The 22,759-nt window shown below is 63.6% G+C and carries 16 protein-coding genes and 1 pseudogene; 6 read left to right on the top strand and 11 right to left on the bottom strand.

All coding sequences use genetic code 11. The features are described from left to right. Positions 1-43: 43 nt before the first annotated feature. From CH281_RS05610 to CH281_RS05590, 5 genes are read right to left on the bottom strand one after another with little or no spacing between them, the layout of a single operon-like run. Positions 44-1,153, bottom strand: a complete 1,110-nt coding sequence (locus CH281_RS05610; RefSeq protein ID WP_080735818.1) for a sensor histidine kinase — start codon at positions 1,151-1,153, stop codon at positions 44-46. Next, the gene (locus tag CH281_RS05605; protein ID WP_032393256.1) at positions 1,150-1,839 is read right to left on the bottom strand and encodes a response regulator; all 690 of its coding nucleotides are present in this window, start codon (positions 1,837-1,839) and stop codon (positions 1,150-1,152) included. Before CH281_RS05605 ends, CH281_RS05610 begins: the two co-directional genes overlap by 4 nt. Positions 1,840-1,887: 48 nt before the next feature. Next, entirely contained in the window at positions 1,888-3,117 is a 1,230-nt protein-coding gene (locus tag CH281_RS05600; protein ID WP_094693335.1) for a cation:proton antiporter domain-containing protein, read from the bottom strand. 58 nt (positions 3,118-3,175) lie between these two features. Beyond that, a complete protein-coding gene (locus tag CH281_RS05595; protein WP_094693333.1) occupies positions 3,176-5,743 on the bottom strand; it encodes a DUF2156 domain-containing protein in 2,568 nt (855 codons plus the stop codon). After that, the gene (locus tag CH281_RS05590) at positions 5,740-7,032 is read right to left on the bottom strand and encodes an alpha/beta hydrolase (protein WP_179274127.1); all 1,293 of its coding nucleotides are present in this window, start codon (positions 7,030-7,032) and stop codon (positions 5,740-5,742) included. Before CH281_RS05590 ends, CH281_RS05595 begins: the two co-directional genes overlap by 4 nt. 300 nt (positions 7,033-7,332) lie before the next feature. On the opposite strand from CH281_RS05590, the gene CH281_RS26760 reads away from it, so the two are divergent. Continuing rightward, positions 7,333-7,620 carry an antibiotic biosynthesis monooxygenase gene (locus CH281_RS26760; protein WP_179274124.1) on the top strand — a complete coding sequence of 96 codons (288 nt, stop codon included), beginning with the start codon at positions 7,333-7,335 and terminating at the stop codon, positions 7,618-7,620. A gap of 69 nt (positions 7,621-7,689) precedes the next feature. Continuing rightward, positions 7,690-9,087, top strand: a pseudogene (locus CH281_RS05585) (LLM class flavin-dependent oxidoreductase); the annotation flags it as partial. Between the two features lie 376 nt (positions 9,088-9,463). Here CH281_RS05585 and CH281_RS05580 read toward each other — a convergent pair. From CH281_RS05580 to CH281_RS05555, 6 genes are all read right to left on the bottom strand, one after another. After that, complete coding sequence (locus CH281_RS05580; RefSeq protein ID WP_094693329.1) at positions 9,464-9,952, bottom strand: hypothetical protein; 489 nt, start codon at positions 9,950-9,952, stop codon at positions 9,464-9,466. After that, the gene (locus CH281_RS05575; protein ID WP_094693327.1) at positions 9,949-11,388 is read right to left on the bottom strand and encodes an APC family permease; all 1,440 of its coding nucleotides are present in this window, start codon (positions 11,386-11,388) and stop codon (positions 9,949-9,951) included. The genes CH281_RS05580 and CH281_RS05575 overlap by 4 nt, the downstream gene beginning before the upstream one ends. Then, positions 11,381-13,339: a primary-amine oxidase gene (locus CH281_RS05570; protein WP_094693325.1), complete on the bottom strand. Its 1,959-nt coding sequence runs from the start codon at positions 13,337-13,339 to the stop codon at positions 11,381-11,383. Before CH281_RS05570 ends, CH281_RS05575 begins: the two co-directional genes overlap by 8 nt. Positions 13,340-13,479: 140 nt before the next feature. Beyond that, positions 13,480-14,067 (bottom strand): TetR/AcrR family transcriptional regulator, encoded by a 588-nt coding sequence (locus CH281_RS05565; protein WP_032393386.1) that lies wholly within the window; start codon positions 14,065-14,067, stop codon positions 13,480-13,482. A 227-nt stretch (positions 14,068-14,294) separates the two neighbouring features. After that, positions 14,295-15,767 carry an NAD-dependent succinate-semialdehyde dehydrogenase gene (locus tag CH281_RS05560; RefSeq protein WP_094693323.1) on the bottom strand — a complete coding sequence of 491 codons (1,473 nt, stop codon included), beginning with the start codon at positions 15,765-15,767 and terminating at the stop codon, positions 14,295-14,297. Beyond that, positions 15,764-17,689: an FAD-binding monooxygenase gene (locus tag CH281_RS05555; protein ID WP_094693321.1), complete on the bottom strand. Its 1,926-nt coding sequence runs from the start codon at positions 17,687-17,689 to the stop codon at positions 15,764-15,766. Before CH281_RS05555 ends, CH281_RS05560 begins: the two co-directional genes overlap by 4 nt. Positions 17,690-17,816: 127 nt before the next feature. Here CH281_RS05555 and CH281_RS05550 point away from each other — a divergent pair, with 127 nt between their 5' ends. Genes CH281_RS05550 through hpaD form a run of 4 tightly spaced genes read left to right on the top strand, consistent with a single transcriptional unit; the run spans position 17,817 to position 22,748 of the window. Further along, the gene (locus CH281_RS05550; protein ID WP_052053759.1) at positions 17,817-19,313 is read left to right on the top strand and encodes a fumarylacetoacetate hydrolase family protein; all 1,497 of its coding nucleotides are present in this window, start codon (positions 17,817-17,819) and stop codon (positions 19,311-19,313) included. Further along, on the top strand, positions 19,310-19,981 hold the full coding sequence (locus CH281_RS05545) for a GntR family transcriptional regulator (protein WP_032385579.1): 672 nt from the start codon (positions 19,310-19,312) through the stop codon (positions 19,979-19,981). The genes CH281_RS05550 and CH281_RS05545 overlap by 4 nt, the downstream gene beginning before the upstream one ends. A 37-nt stretch (positions 19,982-20,018) precedes the next feature. Next, a complete protein-coding gene (gene hpaE / locus CH281_RS05540; RefSeq protein WP_032393251.1) occupies positions 20,019-21,551 on the top strand; it encodes a 5-carboxymethyl-2-hydroxymuconate semialdehyde dehydrogenase in 1,533 nt (510 codons plus the stop codon). Between the two features lie 45 nt (positions 21,552-21,596). Then, a complete protein-coding gene (gene hpaD, locus CH281_RS05535; RefSeq protein ID WP_057473875.1) occupies positions 21,597-22,748 on the top strand; it encodes a 3,4-dihydroxyphenylacetate 2,3-dioxygenase in 1,152 nt (383 codons plus the stop codon). Positions 22,749-22,759: the final 11 nt, after the last annotated feature.

The following is a 22,759-nucleotide window of genomic DNA, read 5'->3' as shown; positions in this document are numbered from 1 at the left end:
GATTAGGCCACGACGGCCGACGGGCGTTGCAGGCCGACGCGGATCAGTCGATCGGAAGGACGACCCGCAAGGTGAAACCGCCGTGCACCGTCGCGGCGGCCGAGACGTGCCCACCCAACAATTCCGCCCGCTCGGCGAGTCCTACGAGTCCGTGCCGCGACGACGGGAATGCGAGCGGCGGCAGCGTGGGAGCCGTGTTCGCAACCTGTACCGTCACCGATTCGTCGACTTCTTTCACGGTGACATCGACTTTCGAGCCCGGAGCATGTTTGCGAACGTTGGTCAGCCCCTCCTGGACGATTCGATACACAGCACGCTGAACGGAACTCGGCACATCCGACTCCACGTGCACGGTCAATTCGACGTCCAACTCGGATTCAGCCGCCAGCGCCGAGAGATCGGAAATGGCCGGCTGCGGATCGATTCCGTCGGCCTCGCCGCCCGACGCCCGCAGGACACTGACCATCTGCCGCAGCTCCTCGAGTGTTCGCACCGCGAGCGACCGAATGGTCCGGCTGGCGGCTTTGACCGCAGGATCGTCGTTGCTGACCATCAGGGCACCGACCTGAACCGCGATCAAACTCACCTGATGCGAGACCACATCGTGCATTTCTCGCGCCAGACGTGCGCGCTCGGTCGACAGCACCAGTTCGGCCTGCGCAGTCCGATCTCGCTCGCGAGCCTGGTGCAACTCGCTCAATTGCTGCTTCAGATCGCGTTGCGCTCGAATCAGCTGACCGAGGGCCACCGGGGCCGAGGCGTACGCGCCGGCCGCCAGGGTGATCGCGACGACCGACTCGAACGAGGAGTCCGTCGTCACCCACGCCATGCTGGCCGCGAACATACCTGCGCCGCAACAACCCACGGCCACGCGACTGCGAACGACGAACGCCACCGTCCCGAGTGAGAACACAGCCGCCAGCAACGTGACGCCCATTGCCAGACCGGGCAGCGTCAGTACGAATACGAGTACCGGAAATCGTCTGCGCCCGAACAACAGCACCGGGGTGAGGAGGGCGACGGCAACTTCCGCGGTGGTCGGATCCGGCAACGTGAGCAGTCCATCGGCGAAAGAAAGAACGACGAACACCGCATCGAGAATCACACCCGATCGCCGCTCGGTCGCACGCCGAACAGCCTGCACAGTGCTCACTGCGACTCGCCCCCAACCGAAGTGGACCCGCCCGCCGACAATCCACCCCGCTCGGCTATCAAGGCCGCCTGCACCCGCGTCGAGACCTCCAACTTCGACAAGATCGCACTGACGTGATCCTTGACGGTTCCGGTGCCGAGAAACAGTGCGGCGGCGATCTCCGCATTGGAGTCGCCGTGCACCACGCGCACGAGAACGGCACGCTCACGCTCGGTGAGCCGCGCGATCTTTCGGGCTTCGGTCGAATCACGGGCCGCTCCGAGAAACCCACGAACGACGGTGCGTCCGACGGTCGGCGACAGGACGATTCCACCGGCGGCAAGCGATCTGATGTGTCTCGGCAACTCTTCGGGATCGGTGTCCTTGACCAGGAAGCCTGCGGCACCGGTGTCGAGTGCACGCATGATGAAGTCGTCGGAGTCGAAGGTGGTCAGCATCGCCACTGCGGGCGGCTGCGGCAATGCGAGGATGTCGGCGAGGACGTCGAGCCCGTTGCGACCGGGCATCCTGATATCGAGCAGCACGACATCGGGTTCCGTTCCGACGACGAGATCGAGGGCGTCGGCCGCGTCGCCCGTGGCAACCACGTCGATGCCGGGCGCGGCACCGAGGATGAGCTCGAAACCCGATCTGACGAGCGCCTCGTCGTCCACGACGACGACTCTGACGTTCTTGGTATCACCCACGACAGCACTCCTGTAGATCATCGAACAGTCACGGGCCCGGGAACACGATCAGCATAGGGCGCTGCTGGTGTGCGACGAACGAAACCGTGCACGCGACAACACCCGGACCATGAAGGACGAGCCCAATCCGTGCATCAGCAGGCTGAGGGAGATGGTGACGATCATCGCCTGCAACACGATCAACCCGATGTCGTCGTCGAGTGCGTTGAACGCCAACAATCCCAGCACGATGGTCGTGATCCCGCGCGGACCGAGGATCGACGACGCAAGCCGATCGACGACGCCCAATCGTGAGCCCACGAGCGCCAGACACACCGGCACCAGTCTCACCACGGTCAAGGCCAGCACCGAGATGACGACGATGCGCCAGTCGAGACCGAGGTAGACGATGTACGCGGCCACCGCGCCGAATACGAACCACACCACGAGGGACGTGCATTCCACGAACTGTTCGGTGAGGGCGGTGTGCGGGTGGAGTTCGGAGCGCGCGCACAGGTGCACGGCAACTCCTGCCACGAATGCCGCGACGAAACCGTTGCCGTGCAGAAGGATTGCCGCCGAGAACGTCACGAGAGGGACAGCGAGCACGCCGATGGACAACGAGCTCGTGGTGGTCCACCCCCGTCGCAGGGCCACCTTCATCGCCCATCCGAAGGTAAGGCCGATGGCGCTGCCGACGAGTAGCGACACGGTGCTGGCGAGCAGCGCTTTTCCGATCGATGTGGTCACGCTGTCGACACTCGTCGCGGTGATCATGGCGAGCGCGAACACGAAGATCGGAGCGACGACGCCGTCGTTGTACCCGGACTCGACGTTGAGCGCCGACCGCACGCCACGCGTGAGCCGATTGTCGGTCAGAATTGCCGTCGCTGGAGCCATGTCGATGGGCATGATCACACACGCGATCAGCAGTGCGACGGCAAAGCCGTACTCGGGCAACAGGAACCATGAGGCACTCGCCGCCAGCGCAAGGCTCAGCGGTAGTGCGAGAAGAAGTAGCCGAAGCGACACCGAGGGCGAGCTCCCCAGCATCTTTCCCTCGACCCTGAGGGAATCGGAGAACAGCAGTGCGGCCAGAACGAGTTCGACGATCTGCTCGGTGACGTGATAGTTCAGCACCGTCACGATCTCGGGGCCGAAGAACCAACCGACCACTGCGCCCGCCGACGCGATCGCCAGAGGTGCGCTCACTCGCCACGACGCAAGCTTCGCGGACACCAGTGACCACAGTGCGACAACGCCGACGCAGCACAGCAGTGACTGAGCCAGTGCGGTCATCGGTGTACCCCCTCGTTCTTTCTCGGCCGGACACAGTCGATCCTGTCGGCGGGTGGCCTCACTGCCGGTCGCGTTTCGTTGCCCGGGAGCGAGCGACAGTCCACATCAGATGTGCGCTCTGGCTCAACGTCATTCGCGGTAGATACGCACGACCGACCGCATTGGCGATACCCGGAAGTGCGGCACTGTCGGGGAAGCTCATGTACATGGACTCGTACCGCGGCTGAAACTTGGATTTGAATGCCAGCAGAGACCTGAATCCGTAGACTGGTTCGAGTGCTCGGCCGACGGCATCGAGGAGCTTCTCCACCGGGTCCGGGCTCGATACTGTCGCAGAGAGACCGTCGGCCTCGATCGTTCGCGGGCTTTTGGCGAGTGGTGCGCCGGACAAGCTCACGAATTCGAAACCCTCCGACGCGAACGACACGGCTGCCGACGCGATGAGGAATTCCACTGCCGGTCCGAATCCCGTCGATCGTCTCCTCATGAAATCGAGCGTCCATCCCACCACTTCTCCGTCTCGATACACCGGCAACCAGGATGTGACACCGTGCACCGTTCGATCGGCATCGATGGCTATCAGGCATCGGACGTCCGGATCCTCCATCTCCGTCAATCCACCGAGGGTGAACCCCATCTCGGGCATCGCTTTGTCCGCCACCCACTCTCTGGAAATGGCCACTATCTGATCGCGTATCACCGGTGATACGTCGGAATACGCTGTCCACTCGGCAGCGATTCCGTGTTTCGTCGCTCGGTTGAACGACGTCCTGATGTCCTGGAATTTCTTACCGGTGAATTTCAGCGAGGTGAGGTCGAGGATGGCTTCCTCCCCCACGTGAACGGAGTTCCAGCCCAATGCATCTGCGACGCGACGGGTGTCAGCCGAGATCGAGTACAGGCACGGTGTCCACCCGTTGTCGGAACAGAAGTCCGCGAATGCGCGTACCGCGGCGGCATGGTCTTGTCTCGGTCCGACCGGGCCGGCAGTGGTCAACGCAATGCCGCCCACGACGCGGTAGGCCACGAAGCTGTTCCCGTCCGGCGTGAACCAATAATTGTTGCTGCTCCAGGTCGACATCCACGACAGATTCGACCCACCGCTGCGCACGAGGATGTCGCGAGCCCGCCGAGCATCGTCCGGCTCGTCGTCGTAGGTGGGCCGCAGAAACATCGCGAGGACGGTCGCACACAGCGTCACCCAGAACGCGACGCCGATCCACTGGTACATCCAGGACGGAACGAACTCCCCGGCAAGCAGAGCGGGCTCGAACCATTGCAGGTACACGCTGGGAATCAGGCGTTGAACGAAGTCGACGGCCAGTTCGGGAACGTATGCGATCGTCCGCGCCGACATCGACCCCGTGGCGACGTAGAGCGTGCCCAAGGTGAGCAGCGCCAGACCGACGGATCGCATGGCCGATCGTGCAGCTCCGTTCGGCGAGGCGATCGTGAAGGACGATCGGGTGAAGGCGAGGACCAGAGCCACCGCTACCGGGGTCAACAGCGGCGCGGCCGCCCGGATCAGATACGAACCGTCCAGCTGCACACCGGCATCGGACAATTCGGACCAGGACTCGTGCAACTGAGCGACGTTGAGGACCGCCGATGCCGTCAGACACAGCTGCGCGATCAGAGCCGACGTCCATGCCGCTCGCCTGCCCCGCCGGAGGCCGTCGCAGATTGTGACGAGAAGCAGGGACGGTGCGACGGCGAGCACCGTGAACCCGAGCCCATCGAACCGCAAGGCGAACAATCCCTGCCGGCATTCGGAACTCTGGGCCGCCGAACTGCAGACCGCCCGTACTTCCTCGGCGGTCCACGGATCGGCCCGCAGCAATGCCTCCAGGACCCCGAACGGACCGGCAGCATCGTTCGACACGAGCGCGAGCACCGGGCCCAGCGCGCTTGCCAGCACGATCAGCGCTACCAGCAAGCGGCTCTCGCGGCGCGTCCCCGCCACCGCGTCCTCCGGATCGACTGGGCCGTGCATCACCCGGCCGACCGCGAGTCCGACGATGATGGATGCCAGCCCCACCAGATCCGACAACCCGCCGTGGAACAGCGCGAGCACGATCGCAGCGGCCGGCAGACCCACGCGAATTCTGCGGCGCCACAGGACGGGCATCGATGCACTCGCTGCCATGGCGACCCCAGCGACCCACGCCGCCGGATCGAACACCACGGACGTGCCGAGCCGACTGCCCCAGTCCTCGTCGAAGGAATCGACCGAGACGGCAAGGCTCAGTCCGGCAATGGCCCCGAGCACGGCAACGATTCCGACGGCCGCCAGAAACTCGCCCGAGCCCATGTGTCGTTCCAACGGCACCCCACACAGGAGCAACAGCACGACGGACAGCGAGAGCACGAGGAAATTCGGTGCGACGACCACAGAAGTGAGCAGCGTCCACCAATGCATCTGCGAGAGCGCCGAAATGCTCAGGTTCAGATGGTGTTCCACGAAGTCCGGATCGGCTGTCAAAGCGTGAACCGTCACGGTCGCGACCGCAGTCGTCGCCGCGATCACGATCGTGATCGGCGCGCCCGCAGTCCACCTTTTTGCGGCGCAGGCCAGGGCGGTCGACGCACGCACGATCTCGGGACGCGGCTCGATTCCCGTACTCATCGGGATATTCCCAATCGTGCTGCGATGGTATCGATTTGGCTCGACAAGCCGCCCGACCACACCCGGAAGTCGTGTCCGCCCGGAATCTCCTGGTACGAGACCTGCATCCCCGATGACCGGGCCGCCTCGTACAGCGCCTGCAAGCCCGGTTTGTTGTCGTTGTCGGACGCCCCCACCACGAAGACACCACCGCTGTTCGCGTACGAATTCGTCCGCAGCTTGTCCAGGGGATTGACCTTCTCGAAAAGCGTTGCGTCCCCATCGAAGACTGCGTCGAGAGTGCGTCGACGATCGCCGCCCAACGTCGGCTCGGCCTGACCGGAAATATCGAGGAACGTCGGGAACACCGACGGATAGTTGGTCGCCAGCTGCAGTGCACACGTTCCGCCGTACGACAGCCCACCCACCGCCCAGGACGACGCGGAGTTGTCGACCTGAAGGAACGTTCTGACCCACGCCGGTACGTCGACTGCCAGGTACGTCGCAGCATTTCCTCGCGGGGAATCGACGCACAGAGGGTTGGCGAGCGTCGACCCGGTTCCGTCGGCAACCACGACGACGGGTGCGAGCCCGGAATGACGAGCGGCGAACGCGTCCATCGTTTTCACCAACCCTCCACTTCGCAGCCAGTCCCCCGGGCTGCCGGGCTGGCCGGCCAGTAGGACCAATACCGGCATCGACGGCCGACGGGCCGCGAAATACGCGGGCGGCAGGTAGATCTTTGCGGGACGGGCCGAGAAACTCGATGTCCGACCGGCTATGTCGGTGGTGACGACGGATCCGCCTGCCGGTAGACCACCGGGGTCCTGCCACTGTGCGACGGGCACGGGCTCCCGATGGTGCGCCGGCAACGACAGCAACGGGATCTCGTTCACCCGACTGGTCCCGACAGCCGCGCCGACAGTCGGAAAGTAGGCGAAGTACCCGTTGACGGCAGCGGCCGATTGCACGAGCACCGCACAAGCAGCGAGCACCACGACGACCGCGGTCCCGATGCTGCGACCGGCAAGCGAGCGGTACACCGCCAAGCCGACCGCCATTACACCGACACCGGCCCACAGGTAGACGACGAAGGGCAGTCTGTCCGGAAACGGATGCCACCAATGCTCGATGACGACGTAACCGACGCCTGTCACGACCGCGGCCGTCGCCGCCACGATCGGGACGACGACCTGCGCGTACCACGCCGACCTGACGGCAAGCAGCGCGATCGCGCCGACCGCAGCGATGCCCCAGAGGACCGGCACCAGCCAACCGTCGATCAACGACACGTCCTCGAACCACTGCACCCGGCCACTCCGATCATCGACTTCCTGTCCTTCGATCCTGGTGTCGGCCGCGGCCGAAGAACATCCACCGAAGGTCTGCTCCGTCCCCGCCGATCGGCGGGAGTTTCGATCGATATGGCCGTCGGTCGGCGCACACGCGCGCCCACCGATCGCGTCTCGCACGCTCGGCGACCGTTGGCCAGGCTTCGAATCAGGGTGATTCGAACCGTCGCTGCACGGACTCGGACGGGTTAGCTTCGGTAACGATGCTCGATTCGTGGTGGACGTCGGTCTGCCCAACAGTGAGGACAGTCGCACCGCATGGCGCTCAACAACGGAACTCTGATCCACCTGGTCGCACGAGAGGGAAAGCAGGACGAGGTCGCCGCGATCCTGGGCGAAGCACTCGGATCGGTGGCGCGGGATCCGCAGACCGCGACGTGGTACGCGTATCGAATCACCAACACCGAGTTCGGAATCTTCGGTTCGTCCGAAAGCAAGGCGCCCCTCGGCCAGGACGGCCATCCGGTGCTCACCCGACTGTCCGACGACCTGCTCGCGCACGCGCCGTCGGTGCAGTCGTTCGACGTGCTCGCCGCCAAGGTCTGATGTCGACCGACCTGCGATGAGCAGCAGGTTCACCCCAGTACTCCGACCCGCTGATCGAAAGAGCCGAACATGAACGCAGGGCCCGACACCGCACGCAAGCAGCTGGTACTGAGTGCTTTCGACATGGCGTGCGTGGTGCACCAGAACCCCGGCATGTGGACCGACGCCGATGATCAGACCCACCGCTACACCGATATCGAGTACTGGGTGGAATTAGCGCAGACGCTGGAAGCGGCGGGTTTCGACATCCTCTTCCTGGCCGACGTCCTGGGGTTCTACGACGTGTACGGCGGCAACCGAGACGCCGCACTGCGTACCGCTGCACAGGCACCCGTAGCCGATCCGCTGTTGACGATCTCGGCCATGGCCGCGGCGACGAAGACGCTGAGTTACGGTGCGACGGTCTCGTCCACCTACGAGCTGCCGTACAAGTTCGCCAAGACCATGACGACACTCGATCACCTCACCAAAGGCCGTGTGGCGTGGAACGTCGTGACGTCCTACCAGCAGAGCGCAGCAGTCAATCTCGGCCTGACGCAGCAGATCTCGCACGACGAACGGTACGAGATCGCCGACGAGTTCATGGAGGTCTGCTACAAGCTGTGGGAGGGCTCGTGGGAAGAGGACGCGGTGGTGCGCGACCGCGCTCGTGGCGTCTACACCGAGCCGTCCAAGGTGCACGACATCGACCATGCCGGTAAGTACTTCACCGTTCCCGGTGCGCATCTGGGCGAACCGTCCCCGCAACGCACGCCGTTCCTGTTCCAGGCCGGGGCGTCGGCCCGGGGGCGCAAATTCGCCGCCAAGCACGCCGAAGCGGTCTTCCTCGTCGGAGTCAACCCCCACGACGTTCGCCCCATCGTCGACCAGTACCGCATGTTGGCCGCCGAGCAGGGACGCGATCCGCGAAGCCTGAAGATCATCATGATGCTGACCCCCATCGTCGCCGAGACCGACGAGGCCGCGCACGAAAAACTGCTGCAGGTTCAGAAGCACGCCCAGGTCGACGCCGCTCTGGCATTGTGGGGCGGATGGACCGGAGTCGATCTCTCGGGAGCCGACCCCGACAAGCCGTTGGACCAGTTCCGAGGCGACGGCATCCGTGCGTTCAGCGACATGCTCACTCGGGTCGACAGCGAATTGGTATGGACACCACGCAAACTGGCGGAGTGGCTGTGCGTGGGCGGCATGAGCGCGAGCATCGTGGGCTCACCGAAGACGATCGTCGATCACTTCGAGGAGTGGATCGAGATCGCCGATGTCGATGGCTTCAACATCGCTCGCGTCACCAACTTCGAAACGTTTCGCGACTTCGGTGAATTGATCACCCCCGAACTCCGTCGCCGTGGATTGATTCCCGACACCAACCGCACCGAACCCACCTCCCTGCGTGAACTGGTGCTGGGGCAGCCGCGTCTGCGCGACGACCATCCCGGCGCGGCCTTTCGGCCCGCCGCGACGACGGGTCCCCGTCCGGCCCCGCCGACGACCATTCGTGTCGCACCCCGCAATGTCGGACTCCTGGTCACCCTCACCGCCAAACCCGACACGGCAGACGCCCTGGAAAACTGGCTCACCGAGATGCACGCCCACGCACTCGACGAGCCGGGCACCACAACCTGGTATGCAATCAAGTTGAGCGAGAACACGTTCGCGATCTACGACACGTTCCCCGACGAGGACGGACGCCAAGACCACCTGCACGGCAGCATCGTGAAGTCGCTCCGCGAACGCCAGCAGGAGCTTCTGGCCGAGCCGCCGACCATCCGTCAGGTGGACCTGCTCGCAGTGAAATCCTTGCTCACTGCCTGACCCAGCGGGATCTCGGACACCGATGGCATTGTCACACTGCCATCGGTGTCATCCCGAGGATCATCAGCACCGAACCGATTGTCGCTCCCCTTCTCGCCTGCGGCCGGTCCGACATGGCCACGAGAGTGGTTGCCGCAAGCCAACACACGAGTACGATCGCCGGCCCCCAAGGCAGTTGCGTACTGCTCGCTGCGTGGTGGTGACCCAGTGACGAAACCCCCGAGGTGCCCGAGCTCGGCATCGCCAGCAGCAGCGCGCCCATGGCGGTGAGGTCGACGGTGCACAGTCGTCTGGCTCGACTGCCGTTGGTACACCCCACCATGTGGAACGCCTGGCCCAGTAATCCGAGGGCGGCGATCAGGTAGATCCACTGCGGCACATGGGTCACCACCATGACCACCATCAGGACGGCCATGGAGCCGTGCGCGATCGTCATCGAACGTGACATCGCGCGCTGCGTCACCAGAGGGAGAAATGCGCCGACAGCGCCGGCGGCCATCAGCGCGTCGGCGGCGCTCACTGGGCCAGCTCGCCGGGTTCGTGCTCGACCGCCCGAGAAGCCTCGGTCGATCGTGAACGGCGAGTGGAGATACCCCGCAGCAGACCTGCGACGAAGAATCCCACAACGATGAGCAGCAGGATCGCAGCGATCGTGGACGAACCTCCGATGAGCAGAGTGAAGTTGTCGAGGACGAGCCCGAGAACGACGAGGAGCCCGAGGGTTCCGAGCACGGGGGCGATCTTCGTGTGCCACGTCCGCGAGTCGACTCGGGTTCGGGCGAAGAACGTGTAGATCGCAACTCCGGTGAGGATCATCAGCACCAGAATGCTCACTGTTGCCAATCCGGACATCCAGGTGAACAGCTGAAGTATCGGGTCTGCGCCCGCCAATGCGAACAATCCGACCACCAGAACGGCCGAGAGAGTCTGGAAGATCGAGCCCACATGTGGCGATCCGTGTCGGGCATGTGTCCGCGCCAGTACTTTCGGCGCTGCGCCTCGTCTTGCCAGCGCGAAGACGTACCGTGAGATCGCGTTGTGGAAGGCGAGTAGTGCTGCGAAAAGGCTTGTCACGAGCATAATTTGGATGATGTCCGACCACGTCGCTCCGAGGAACTGTGCGGCCGCGGCAAAGGTGAGACCCGCCGGATCCGCGGCGGCCGCGTCGGCGACCGAGTTGCTACCGAATGCCAGCACGACCGCCCAACTCGACACCGCGTACACGGCTCCGATGACGATGACCGCGGCGTACGTCGCGATCGGCACCGTCCGCTTGGGGTCCCTGGCCTCCTCGCCGTAGATCGCGGTCGCCTCGAATCCGATGAACGACGCGATCGCGAACATCAGCGCGATTCCAGGAGATCCGGACAGGAACGCGTCCGGTGTGAACGACTGGACGTCGATACCGTCGGCACCGCCCTGAGCGAACACCGCCACCGACAACGCCAGCACGATACCGATTTCCAGTACCAGCAGAACACCGAGAACCTTCGCGCCCAGATCGATACTTCGGTAGCCGAGCACCGAGACGATGCCGATGAGCACCAGCGCCCACAGCCACCACGGTAGGTCCGGGCCGCCGTAGGAAACGACGAGTCCCTGCAACGTGGACGCCGCCAGTCCATAGATTCCCGCTTGTATTGCGGTGTACGTCAGCAATGCGAGTCCCGCCGCTCCGAGACCGACGTTTTCGCCCAGACCCTTTCCGACGTATGCGTAGAACGCGCCGGTGTCGGTCATGTGGCTGCTCATTGCCGCGTACCCCACGCTGAACACCAGCAGCACCACTGCCGCGACGATGTATGCCATGGGCGCACCCGCGCCGTTGCCCGTCGCGATCATGATGGGCAGTGCACCGCCGATCGCGGTGAGCGGAGCCGCGGCTGCGATCACGAGGAAGACGATGCCGACAACGCCGATCGAGCCCTTCAGCTTTCCGTCTCGTGTGTCAGACATGGGAGCTTCCGTTCGTAGAATGGCACGGGGTGCTCGACGGCGCACAGTGTGCCGAGGTCGAGGCGGGGACGTCGAGCGTCGGATTCCGGTCGAAAAAGCCGACCGGCTTGAGTTTGAAGCCGGTGTAGTCGACCGGCATGATCGGCCAGTCCTCCGGTCTCGGGAAGTGGGTCAAGCCGAACGTGTGCCATACGACAATGTCCTTGCCCTCGATGTCCCGGTTATCGGCCACGTAACTGGGCAGCCCTGCTCCGCCGGAATGCTGATTCACGAAGTCTCCCGACGCGTAGCGCTCGGCCGCGTCGAACTGCGTGACCCACAGGTGTTTGGTGGCGAAGGTGGCACGTTTGGCGATGGACGAATTGTCGTCGGCGAGCAGCAATGGCTGACCTTCCGGATGCAACACGTATGCGACAGGCTTACCGAGTCGGTTGAGTGAATCCGGGTTACTGATGTGCCATACACGTCCCGTGGATCCGTTCGCGCAGCGAGCGGCCTCGGCCTCGGTCGTCAGTGGAGTCGTGGACAGAGCAAAAGCGTTGCCGTGCGGGTTGTCCGGGCCCATCGGGACGCGTCTGGTCTCGACTTCCTCCACCGAGTTGACGGCACCGTCGACCATCATGTCCAGCCGCGCGCTGAACAGGTGCTGATGGCACGGAGCGCCGAGACCCGGGGCGATCTGCGAGGAGTACGGGTAGTCGTCTCCGAGATGACCGGAGGTGAACACGACACCGGTTGCCTTGACCTCGAATTCGATGGTGCCGTCGAGGTACAGGTACCAGAAGAAGCCGTAATCGTAGTTGCCGATGGTGGTGAAGAACGAAATGACCAGTCTACGTTGACGTCTCGTCTCATTCGAACCGGCCCACAGGTCGGTGTGCTTCCACAGGATGCCGAAGTCCTCTTCGTGCATGCAGACCGCGTTTCTCAACGTCTGCGGATTACCCAGCTCGTCTGCGATGACGACGTCGAAGTACGTGATGTCGCCGACGCAGTCACACCCGAGCTCCAAGGCATTGGCGTACCTGCCGACGAGGTACTCACCAGTATCGAAATAGTTCTGCCAGGAGCGGACCGGTGATGGATCACCGTACGGAACAACCATTTCCGCGATCGATGCGCGGTGAATGATCGGCCTGGTCGCCCCTTTGTCGTCGAAGCCGATCTGATGCAACACCAGGCCCTCTCGGGCGTCGAAACCGACGCGAAGGCTCCACTTCTCCCACTCGACGAGATTGCCGGTGACCTCGAAACTCGGCCCCTCAGGCTGGGTGATCTCGATCGGCTTCTGCGTCGTGCGCATCGGACCGGTGACCTCGGGATCGGTGAAGTTGCCCGACTCCTCGGGGATCGGCACCACTCCGGTGTCGAGCACCTTTTCGACCGTCTTGTTCATGACGTCGACGAACCCGACCAGGCCGTCGATGGGATGCGCCCATGCGTGATCCGTCGGGTAATCCTGGCGAAATGCCAAGCCTCGCAGGATCCTTCGCCCTTCCTCGCCGGGGTAGTCGAAGACGCCGGCCGACAACGGTGCCACTCGGACGTGGTCGACATCGAGACCACGGCGCTCGAGCGCAGCCAACCATTCGGGATCGGTTCGCAGCGTTTCTTCGACGAGTCCGAATTCCTCGTCGAGTACCGGCATCTGGCCGTCACGGATTGCGTCGAGAGTCACCGACGACACGACCGCTCGCTCGGTGACCGATACGACGACGTCGACGGCGTTCGGCGTGGAGACGTCGTGCAGCAAGGCACGAAAGCGGCGGTCGATACCCGCCGCAGTGGGGTACAGCTCCGACTTGAGCGGCTCCTCCAGACCGACATAGACGAAGCGGGTGTGCTCACCCAGCAGTCCTGCGTCATCGAGGACGGCACGTACGTCCGCGATCTCTTCGGCGGTGGGCAAGGCCAGAGGGTGATCGATTCTTGTGGGAGAAAGAGTCGGCATGAACAGTCCTCGAGTAGGTTGGTTCTACATACGTTGGAAAAAAGATGTGACGGACGCTACACCTGTGGGTAACGGCTGTACAGATCACATTCGAAAGACGATCCGAAAAATTTCTGGCATCGAGCCAGTGAGCGCGGGCGCTAGGAACGCAGCAGCGCGAGGAAGTTGTCGAGCATCGCCAACTGCATCTTCGCAGAACTCTCCGATGGAGTGAGAACACCGAGGAGCTGTACGCCCATCATCATGCCGAGCAACTGCTCGATGACGACCGCGACATCGATGTCGCCGACCTCGCCTGTCGCACGTGCATCCTCGAGGTGACCGGCCATCTGCCCACGCCACAGACTCAATGCACGGCGATTGATCTCGTCCATCCGCTCGTCGTACATCGCCCGCTGAAACAGAGAGATCGCAATACGGGCTTCGAGCAGCGTCTCTTGCGTCGTCGGCATGATCTCCCGACAGAAGATGCGAAGCGCGGCGAGACCTTTGGCGTCACGCATTCGCGCGTCGATCCGGGCGTTCGTAGCCTCGAAGACGAGCTCGAACGAGGTTCTGAGAATCTCGTCCTTGCCTGAGAAGTAGTGACTCAGCGCGCCGTTCGTGTAGCCGGCTTCGGTAGCGATGTCGCGCATGTTCGCGGCGTCGATCCCCTTTGCCGCGATCAGCCGCCACGTGGCCGCAGCGATGGCTCGCCTGCGTTCATCGTGGTCGACCAGCTTGGGCATGAGGCCACGGTAACGGCTCACCGGGCGGGCCCGACGCGCCGGTCGACGGTCGCAAGTCTCGACTCACGCTTTACCTCCTCTCGGTGAACGGTTCGTTGTTCTACGCCCGTTGAAAGAAGATTGCTCCTCCTGCGTTACGAATCCTCGTTGGCGCTGTGAATTTCGCGTTACCGGATCCTCACTGCGATCACACGTTGTGGGGGTCCGAGACCCCCACAACGGCGTGTCTAGTCTGCGAAGGGTGACGGGGTCAGTGTGTATTTGGTCTGCAGATACTCATGGATGCCTTCGGCTCCACCTTCACGTCCGAGACCCGACATCTTCCAGCCACCGAACGGTGCCGCGGCGTTGGACACCACACCGACGTTCAGTCCCATCATTCCGGTCTGCAGACGCTCGATCATGCGCTGACCGCGACGGAAATCCTCGGTGTAGACGTACGAGACGAGCCCGTACTCGGTGTCGTTCGCCAGTGAGACTGCCTCGTCGTCGGTATCGAAAGTCGCGATCGCGAGTACCGGACCGAATATCTCCTCATGCAGGATTTCGCTACCCGGGGCAACGTCGGTCAGAACCGTAGGGGCAAAGAAAGTCCCGGGCCGATCGATCGCTGCGCCGCCGGTGGTGACCGTTGCGCCGCGCTGCACGGCGTCGGTGACCAGCTCCTCGGCCTTGGCCACGGCCTTGCCGTCGATGAGCGGACCGATCGTCACCCCGTCCTCGGTACCTCGCCCGACGCCGAAGGCGTCGACTCGTTCGGTGACTCGCCGGGCGAACTCGGTTGCTATCGAACTGTGCACGATGAAACGGTTTGCCGCCGTGCAGGCTTGACCGATGTTGCGGAACTTCGCGGCAATGGCTCCGTCGACGGCCTTGTCCAGATCGGCGTCACCGAAAACCACGAACGGGGCGTTACCGCCGAGCTCCATCGAGGTACGGAGAACCCCGGTGGCGGCCTGACGCAGCAGAGCCTGACCGACGGGAGTCGAACCGGTGAACGACAGCTTCCGCAATCTGGGGTCGGCAATGATCGGGCCGGATACCGCCGACGAGGACGAGGTGGTGACCACGTTGACTACGCCGTCGGGCAGGCCTGCCTCCTGCAGAATTTTCACCAGGAGCAGAGTCGTCAACGGAGTGAGCGCAGCCGGTTTGACCACGACAGTGCAGCCCGCAGCCAGAGCAGGGGCAATTTTACGAGTTGCCATGGCCAGGGGGAAGTTCCACGGCGTGATGAGAAAACACGGACCGACGGGATGCTGAGTGACGAACATCCGCCCGGTGTTCTCCGGGTTTGCGCCGTACCGACCCTGGACGTGGGTGGCCTCCTCGCTGAACCACCGCAGGAACTCGCCTCCGTACGCCACCTCTCCCCTGGCCTCGGCCAACGGTTTGCCCATCTCGATGGTCATCAGGAGCGCAAAGTCCTCCTTTCGAGCCTGCACGAGGTCGAAAGCACGTCGCAGAATTTCGGCTCGCTCACGCGCGGGGGTCGACGCCCACGAGTCGGCAGCGGCGACTGCCGCATCGAGCGCAGCCATCCCGTCCTCGGGGGTGGCGTCGGCGATGTCACGAACGACCTCCCCCGTTGCCGGATCATGTACCGCCAGAGTTGTGTTCGAAGACGACCCGCGCCAGTGTCCCCCGATGAACAGTTCGTTCGGGACGGAGTCGAGGAGCTTCTTCTCGAGATCGGTCATACCAGTTCCTTCGGGGTGGAGGCCGTGGTGCGCGGCAGCATGTTTCCGGCGAAGAACGTCGCCAGCTCGTCGGTTGCGCTGAGTGGAAGAACCTGTGCCACATACTGATCGGGCCGGACGACCACGATTGCGCCGTCGCGATCGATTCCGCGCTCGGTGAAGATGTCGGTACTGGGATCGGTGGCGAAGACCTTCTCGTAGTCGACGAGTCCGAAGGGACCCCCGACGGGGAGGTACACGGGATTCACCGCGCCGATATCGACCGAGGCGTGGTCCTGCTGGTAGATCACCTTGACGTCGAAGAAACTGTCGATGTCGGTGCCCTGCGGGGTGAACCGCACGATCGGCGAATCGGGTGATTCGAGGAGCCACGACGACAATTCGGTCAACGCCACGCTGGCCGAGTGAAGGCCGGCGGCGGCCGCGTCAGCGAAAACGTAGATCCGCCAACGTCCGTCTGCACGGTGATGATGACCGAGATGCATCGGATTGGCATCGCATACTCGCACCACCGGTGCCGACTTGAAACGCTTGCCCACCGGAAATCCGGTGGCCAGATTCTGATGGGTGGTATCGCCGACGATCATCGACGGCCGGTACTCGGTCATGAAGCCGGCCGGGAATTCTCCGGTCTTGACGTAGAACTCTTCGAGCTCGGACGGATTGTCGAAGTCCTCCGGGCGCTTCGCCATCATGGCCGACCACTGTTTGTCGAAGTCGATCAGGTTCTGCGCGATGACCTGGCGTTCGGCGGTATAGGTTGCGAGCAGGCTCTCGGGCGCGCGGCCTTCGAGTACGTGCCCGAGTTTCCAGCCGAGGTTGAACCCGTCCTGCATCGACACGTTCATTCCCTGACCCGCTTTGGCGCTGTGGGTGTGGCAGGCATCGCCGGTGATGAAGACATGCGGCATACGCACCCCGACCTCGTCGGCCGGTACATCGTCGAAGCGGTCGGTCACGCGGTGGCCGACCTCGTAGACGCTATGCCACGCAACATTTTTCACATCGAGGGTGTAGGGATGCAAAATCTCGTTGGCCTGCGCGATGATCTGGTCGATGCTGGTCGTGCGCACCTTGCCGTTGTCGTCCTCGGCAACTTCCCCGAGGTCGACGTACATGCGAAACAGGTGACCACCCTCGCGTGGAATGTGCAGGATGCTCCCGCCCGAGCCGGACTGGATGGCGCACTTGAGGCGAATGTCGGGAAAATCGGTGACAGCAAGAACGTCCATCACACCCCAGGCATGGAACGCTTTGTCTCCGACCGGCTTACATCCGATCGTGTCGCGCACGGCGCTGCGTGCACCGTCGGAGCCGACGACGTATTTGGCGTGAACCGTTCGCTTCTGCCCCACCTGATCGCCGCCGGTGTGCTCCAGTGTGACCGTGACCGGGTAGTCGCCATCCCCGATCTCCAGAGTGCAGAATTCGTAGCCGAAATCCGGCTTCATTCGAGTAGGCGACAGAGCCATGACCTCGGCGAAGTAATCCAGGACGCGAGCCTGATTGACGATCAGATGAGGGAATTCACTGATGCCGGTTGCGTCGTCGGGCGTCCGCGCAGTGCGCACGATCTTCGAGGCATCCTCGGGATCGGGCTTCCAGAAGGCCATTTCGGTAATTCGATATGCCTCTGCTGTGATGCGATCCGCAAATCCGAACGCCTGGAAGGTCTCGACACTACGAGCCTGAATCCCGTCGGCCTGTCCTATCGCAAGACGTCCCGTGCGGCGCTCGACGATGCGCGTCGTCACGTCGGGAAACTGGGAAAGCTGTGCGGCGGTCATCATTCCTGCCGGACCGGTGCCGACGATGAGCACATCGACGTACTCCGGAAGCTCGTCCGGCCGGTCGATACCGGTCCCCGATGCTTGCTGGACGCGTGGGTCACCGGATACGTAGCCATGGTGGTGAAATTGCATTGCTGGACCTTCGCCGATTCTCTCGTGTGCTCGAGTGCTGTGTAGCACCGACGGTATTTATTGCGATCTGCGTCACTCATCGTATACGATCTGAGATATGATGCAAGGGTCGCAATCGAGGAGGAACATGAAGACCGAGAGCCACGATGCTGCCGTCATCGAGTCGAACAACTCACTGACCAGGCCCGGGAAGATCGTCGCGGTGCATCTGAGCTATGCATCACGAGCCGATCAGCGCGGTCGCCGCCCGGCTCATCCGTCCTACTTCCTCAAGCCGACAAGCTCTGTGGCGTCGACGGGCGACACGGTCGAGCGGCCGGCAGGCACCGAACTTCTCGCTTTCGAGGGCGAAATCGCCCTGATCATCGGGTCGACAACGCGATGGGTAACGACAGAGAACGCCTGGAACCACGTCTCGGGCATCACGGCCGCCAACGACTTCGGCCTCTACGATCTGCGCGCCAACGACAAGGGATCCAACGTCCGCTCCAAAGGCGGAGACGGGTACACACCCCTGGGACCCGACGTCATCGACGCGCGTTCGGTCGACCCGACTGCACTGCGAATCCGGACGTGGGTCAACGGAACCGTGGCCCAGGACGACACCACGGCCGGCCTCATCTTCTCGCTGCCCCAGCTGATAGCCGACCTGTCGCAGCACTTCACCCTCGAGCCCGGCGACGTCATCCTCACCGGTACACCCGCCGGCTCGTCGGTCGTCGTTCCCGGCGACGTCGTCGAGGTCGAGGTGAGCACGATCGACGATTCGTCGTCGACCGGCCGGTTGATCACAACAGTCACCCAGGGCGAGAACGATTTCGACCCAGGGCTCGGCTCTCTGCCGGCGGCAGACGATGCGCAGCGCGAGGACGCGTGGGGCTCGGCCGAGGCGGCCGGAATCATCCCGCCTCGAACAGGTTTGAGCCCCCAGCTACGAGACAAACTGACCCGGGTACCGGTGGCGGGTCTGTCGGCCCAGCTTCGTAAGCGGGGACTGAACAACGTGTCGATCGACGGTGTTCGCGCACTGAATACCGGCGACAAGATCGTCGGAACGGCCAGGACACTGCGGTTCGTACCCAACCGCGAAGACCTGTTCGTCTCCCACGGCGGCGGCTACAACGCCCAGAAACGAGCGTTCGACGCCGTGAACGACGGCGAGATCATCGTCATCGAGGCCCGCGGCGAACTCGGCTCCGGCACTCTGGGTGACATCCTCGCCCTGCGGGCCCGATCCCGCGGCGCCGTCGGCGTCGTGACCGACGGAGGAGTCCGCGATCGCGACGCCGTAGCCGAGATCGGCCTCCCTGTGTTCGCCGCGACCGCCCACCCCGCAGTGTTGGGCCGCCGCCACGTCCCATGGGATTTCGACCTGACCGTCGCCTGCGGTGGAGCGACGGTACAGCCCGGCGACGTCATCGTCGGCGACAGCGACGGGGTGATCGTGATTCCGCCGGCGTTGGCCGAGGAAGTGGTCGACGAGGCGCTCGCTCAGGAAGAGCAGGACGCGTGGGTTGCCGACCAAGTCGCGGCCGGACATCCACTCGACGGGCTCTTCCCACCGAATGCGGAGTGGAAGAGCAAGTACGAGCAGTGGCGTATGGATCAGGGAGTTTCCCAGTGACACAGAGCAAATCGCAGGCCGCCTACCACTACATCAAGGACCGGATAGCGCGGCAGGAATACACGCCCGGCTACCGCCTCGTACTCGGCTCGATCGCGAAGGATCTCGACATGAGTGTCGTTCCGGTTCGTGAGGCGATCCGACAACTCGAGGCCGAAGGTCTGGTGACGTTCGAGCGGAACGTCGGTGCCCACGTGTCGATGGTGGACGACACCCAATATCGCTACAGCATGCAGAGTTTGAGCATTCTCGAGGGCGCTGCCACTGCCATGGCCGCACGCCGATTGTCGGAGGACGACATTCGGAAAGCCCGTGCCGTGAACGAACGCATGATCGAGTCCCTCGAGCATTTCGATCCGCACCTGTTCACGTCGCTGAACAAGGAGTTCCACCAAATTCTGTTCGCGAAATGCGTGAACCCGCGAATGCTGACACTCGTCGAAGCCGAGTGGGGCCGTCTCGGACACTTGCGCGCATCGACGTTCGCGTTCGTTCCCGGTCGCGCACGTGAATCGGTGCACGAACACGAAAACATCGTGCGGCTCATCGAAATCGGTGCGCCCCTCGGCGAAATCGAGAAGGCGGCTCGACGACACCGATCCGCAACGCTCGACGCTTACCTGGTCCACGAGCACCCCGACGAAACCATCGGCCTACCGGCCTACTGAGTCAGATCAGACAACCGATCCCGATATTGGAGCATTCATGACGAACACTGTCGCCGAACAGGCACAACGCCACGTCCCCACCGACCTTCCCAGCAAGATCCAGCACTACATCGGCGGTGCGTTCGTCGATTCGATCGACGGCGACACCTTCGACGTTCTCGACCCGGTATCCAATGAGGTCTACCTGCAGGCCGCCGCCGGCAAGAAGGCCGACATCGACCGCGCTGTCGAGGCCGCCAAGAAAGCCTTCAAGGAAGGCCCGTGGCCGCGCATGCTGCCGCGCGAGCGCTCCCGGATCCTCCACCGCATTGCCGACATCGTCGAGTCACGCGACGCCCGGCTGGCCGAACTCGAATCCTTCGACTCCGGCCTGCCCATCACCCAGGCACTCGGTCAGGCTCGCCGCGCCGCCGAGAACTTCCGCTTCTTCGCAGACCTCATCGTCGCTCAGGCCGACGACACCTACAAGGTCCCAGGACGGCAGATCAACTACGTCAATCGCACCCCCATCGGGGTCGCCGGCCTCATCACCCCGTGGAACACCCCGTTCATGCTCGAATCGTGGAAGCTCGGCCCAGCACTGGCCACCGGCAATACCGTCGTCCTCAAGCCCGCCGAGTTCACTCCCCTGTCGGCATCGTTGTGGGCGGGCATCTTCGAGGAAGCCGGCCTCCCCGAGGGTGTGTTCAACCTTGTCAACGGCCTCGGCGAAGACGCAGGCGACGCGCTCGTCAAGCACCCCGACGTTCCCTTGATCTCCTTCACCGGCGAATCCAGCACGGGTCAGCTCATTTTCGGCAACGCCGCGCCCTTCCTCAAGGGCCTGTCGATGGAACTGGGCGGAAAGAGCCCGGCGATCGTGTTCGCCGATGCCGATCTCGAAGCAGCAGTGGACGCCACGATCTTCGGTGTGTTCTCCCTCAACGGGGAGCGCTGCACCGCGGGCAGCCGCATCCTCGTCGAACGGTCCATCTACGATGAATTCGTCGAACGCTATGCCGCACAAGCAAAGCGCGTGAAGGTGGGCTACCCGCACGATCCCTCGACCGAGGTCGGCGCGCTGGTACACCCGGAGCACTACGACAAGGTGATGAGCTACATCGAGATCGGCAAGACCGAAGCCCGCCTCGTTGCGGGCGGCGGCCGGGCCGAAGGCTTCGAGCAGGGCAACTTCGTGACCCCGACGGTGTTCGCCGATGTCGCACCCGACGCCCGCATCTTCCAGGAAGAGATCTTCGGACCGGTCGTGGCGATCACTCCGTTCGACACCGACGACGAAGCTCTCGAATTGGCCAACGGTGTCAAATACGGTCTCGCAGCATACGTCTGGACCAACGACCTCAAGCGCTCGCACAACTTCGCCCAGGCCATCGATGCCGGCATGGTGTGGCTCAACTCCAACAACGTCCGCGACCTACGCACCCCGTTCGGTGGGGTCAAGGCTTCTGGGCTCGGGCACGAGGGTGGCTACCGCTCCATCGACTTCTACACCCAGCAGCAGGCCGTGCACATCACGCTCGGCGAGGTACACAACCCGACCTTCGGCAAGGCCGACTCAGCCAAGCACTGACGCAGACAGCACCGACTCCCTTCACCTTTCGACAAGGACCATGACATGACCATCACCCCCGATGCCCCCGAGCCCGTCGTGACGCGCACCAGCCCGATCCGCTCGGCCGACCCGGTTCCCACCCCGCGGGCCACTCCCCCGGATGTATTGCGCTGCGCCTACATGGAATTGGTCGTCACCGACCTCGAGCGTTCACGCAAGTTCTACGTCGACGTGCTCGACCTCGTCGTGACCGAGGAAGACGAGAACGCCGTCTACCTTCGCTCGTTCGAGGAATTCATCCACCACAACCTGGTCCTGCGCAAGGGCCCTGTCGCCGGTGTAGCAGCGTTCTCCTATCGGGTACGCAGCCCGGAGGATCTCGACAAAGCGGTCGCGTTCTACACCGAACTCGGCTGCCGCGTGGAGCGAAACCCCAACGGGTACAACAAGGGCATCGGTGATTCGGTGCGCGTCGAGGATCCTCTCGGCTTCCCGTACGAGTTCTTCTACGACGTCGAGCACGTCGAGCGGCTCGCGTGGCACTACCACCTGTACACCCCGGGCGCGCTCGTGCGTCTGGACCACTTCAACCAGGTGACCCCCGACGTCCCCCGCGCCGTGGCGTACATGGAGGATCTCGGCTTTCGCGTCACCGAGGACATCCAGGACGAGGCCGGGACGACGTACGCGGCCTGGATGCGTCGTAAGTCCACTGTGCACGACACCGCGATGACCGGGGGCGACGGACCACGGATGCACCACGTTGCCTTCGCCACGCACGAGAAGCACAACATCATCGCGATCTGCGACAAACTGGGCTCCCTGCGGATGTCCGACCACATCGAGCGCGGACCGGGACGGCACGGCGTCTCGAACGCCTTCTACCTCTACCTCCGCGACCCGGATGGCCACCGCATCGAGATCTACACCCAGGACTACTACACCGGCGATCCCGACAACCCGGTCGTCACCTGGGACGTGCACGACAACCAACGCCGCGACTGGTGGGGCACCCCGGTGGTCCCCAGCTGGTACACCGACGCCTCGATCGTCCTGGATCTCGACGGCAACCCCAAGCCGGTCATCGCGCGGACCGACGATTCCGAAATGGCCGTCACCATCGGGGCGGACGGCTTCTCGTACACCCGCAAAGAGGACACCGACGAGATGCCGGACTGGAAGAAGGGCGAGTTCAAGCTCGGCGCACAGCTGTAGTAACGACTCAT

It is taken from the genome of Rhodococcus sp. 06-221-2, assembly GCF_002258365.1.
Taxonomy (GTDB): Bacteria; Actinomycetota; Actinomycetes; order Mycobacteriales; family Mycobacteriaceae; genus Rhodococcoides; species Rhodococcoides fascians.
The sequence above is the reverse complement of the archived record's forward strand: the minus strand, read 5'-3'. Positions and strand labels throughout refer to the sequence as shown.

Excerpts from the sequence above, each read along its gene's own strand:
- CH281_RS05570 (WP_094693325.1), bottom strand. The coding sequence starts at position 13,339 with ATGCCGACTCTTTCTCCCACAAGAATCGATCACCCTCTGGCCTTGCCC.
- hpaE (WP_032393251.1), top strand. The coding sequence starts at position 20,019 with ATGACGAACACTGTCGCCGAACAGGCACAACGCCACGTCCCCACCGAC.
- CH281_RS05595 (WP_094693333.1), bottom strand. The coding sequence starts at position 5,743 with ATGAGTACGGGAATCGAGCCGCGTCCCGAGATCGTGCGTGCGTCGACC.
- CH281_RS05600 (WP_094693335.1), bottom strand. The coding sequence starts at position 3,117 with ATGACCGCACTGGCTCAGTCACTGCTGTGCTGCGTCGGCGTTGTCGCA.
- CH281_RS05555 (WP_094693321.1), bottom strand. The coding sequence starts at position 17,689 with ATGCAATTTCACCACCATGGCTACGTATCCGGTGACCCACGCGTCCAG.
- CH281_RS05575 (WP_094693327.1), bottom strand. The coding sequence starts at position 11,388 with ATGTCTGACACACGAGACGGAAAGCTGAAGGGCTCGATCGGCGTTGTC.
- CH281_RS05560 (WP_094693323.1), bottom strand. The coding sequence starts at position 15,767 with ATGACCGATCTCGAGAAGAAGCTCCTCGACTCCGTCCCGAACGAACTG.
- CH281_RS05550 (WP_052053759.1), top strand. The coding sequence starts at position 17,817 with ATGAAGACCGAGAGCCACGATGCTGCCGTCATCGAGTCGAACAACTCA.
- CH281_RS26760 (WP_179274124.1), top strand. The coding sequence starts at position 7,333 with ATGGCGCTCAACAACGGAACTCTGATCCACCTGGTCGCACGAGAGGGA.
- CH281_RS05565 (WP_032393386.1), bottom strand. The coding sequence starts at position 14,067 with ATGCCCAAGCTGGTCGACCACGATGAACGCAGGCGAGCCATCGCTGCG.
- hpaD (WP_057473875.1), top strand. The coding sequence starts at position 21,597 with ATGACCATCACCCCCGATGCCCCCGAGCCCGTCGTGACGCGCACCAGC.